Annotated in this window: 1 protein-coding gene; it reads left to right on the top strand. The window is 61.7% G+C overall.

The annotated features are described in order from the left end of the window. Positions 1-266 precede the first annotated feature (266 nt). The coding region (gene dnaK / locus B4A72_RS05955; RefSeq protein WP_292978224.1) for a molecular chaperone DnaK at positions 267-1,519 on the top strand (1,253 nt) is incomplete at its 3' end.

Genomic DNA, 1,519 nt, shown 5'->3' with positions numbered 1-1,519 from the left:
CTGGCGGTCTTCATGATCGGCCTGCTGATCAACTTTACCACGCGCAAGTATCAATCGGCCAGCTGGACGCTGGGCTAGCGGCCGGAACCGGTCGAATTCCCGTGCAAATTGCGTGTCGCGGATGCTTGCGGGCCGGAAAAGCAACCCTATATACAGCCCCGAAGCACCCGGCTGCGGCCGGTTGCCGCAACGAAACGGGATCGGGCCGCGGGGGCCATAACGGACCCGAGGCTCACGGATATCGCCGCAAGAGAGGTTAGAAACACATGTCCAAAGTTATCGGCATCGACCTTGGCACGACCAACAGCTGCGTCGCCATCATGGATGGCAGCCAGCCCAAGGTCATCGAGAACAGCGAAGGCGCGCGTACCACGCCCTCGATCGTCGGCTTTACCGATGGCGAGCGGCTTGTCGGCCAATCCGCCAAGCGCCAGGCCGTGACCAACCCCACCAACACCGTTTTCGCGGTCAAGCGTCTGATCGGCCGTCGGATCGGCGATGAGGCCGTCGAGAAGGACAAGAAGCTGGTTCCCTATTCCATCGTGGATGGCGGCAATGGTGACGCCTGGGTCGAGGTGAAGGGCGAGAAATATTCCCCGGCGCAGGTCAGCGCGATGATCCTTCAGAAGATGAAGGAGACCGCCGAATCCTATCTGGGCGAAGAGGTCACGCAGGCCGTCATCACGGTTCCGGCCTATTTCAACGACGCCCAGCGTCAGGCCACCAAGGACGCCGGCAAGATCGCGGGCCTGGAAGTCCTGCGCATTATCAACGAACCGACCGCGGCCGCGCTGGCCTACGGTCTGGACAAGAAGGAAAGCAAGACGATCGCGGTCTATGACCTCGGCGGCGGCACCTTCGACATCACCATCCTGGAAATCGACGACGGCCTGTTCGAGGTGAAATCGACCAACGGGGACACGTTCCTGGGCGGCGAAGATTTCGACATGCGCATCGTCAACTACCTCGCCGACGAATTCAAGAAAGAGCACGGCGTCGATCTGACCAGGGACAAGATGGCCCTTCAGCGGCTGAAGGAGGCCGCCGAGAAAGCCAAGATCGAGCTGTCCAGCTCCAGCCAGACCGAGATCAACCAGCCCTTCATCAGCATGGACAAGGACAGCGGCACGCCGCTGCACATGGTCATGAAGCTGAGCCGGGCCAAGCTGGAATCGCTGGTCGGCGATCTGATCAAGCGAACGATGAAACCGGTCGCCGATGCGCTGAAGGATGCCGGCGTCTCCAAGGGCGAGATCGACGAGATCGTCCTGGTCGGCGGCATGACCCGGATGCCCAAGGTCATCCAGGAAGTCACCGATTTCTTCGGCAAGGAACCGCACAAGGGCGTCAACCCCGACGAGGTCGTGGCCCTGGGCGCCGCGATCCAGGCCGGCGTGCTGCAAGGCGACGTCAAGGATGTGGTTCTGCTGGACGTGACGCCGCTGTCGTTGGGGATCGAGACGCTGGGCGGGGTCTTCACCCGACTGATCGATCGCAACACCACGATCCCGACCAAGAA

Origin of the sequence: Paracoccus sp. UBA5162 (genome assembly GCF_002413585.1) — a bacterium.
Lineage (GTDB): Bacteria > Pseudomonadota > Alphaproteobacteria > Rhodobacterales > Rhodobacteraceae > Paracoccus.
The sequence above is the reverse complement of the archived record's forward strand: the minus strand, read 5'-3'. Positions and strand labels throughout refer to the sequence as shown.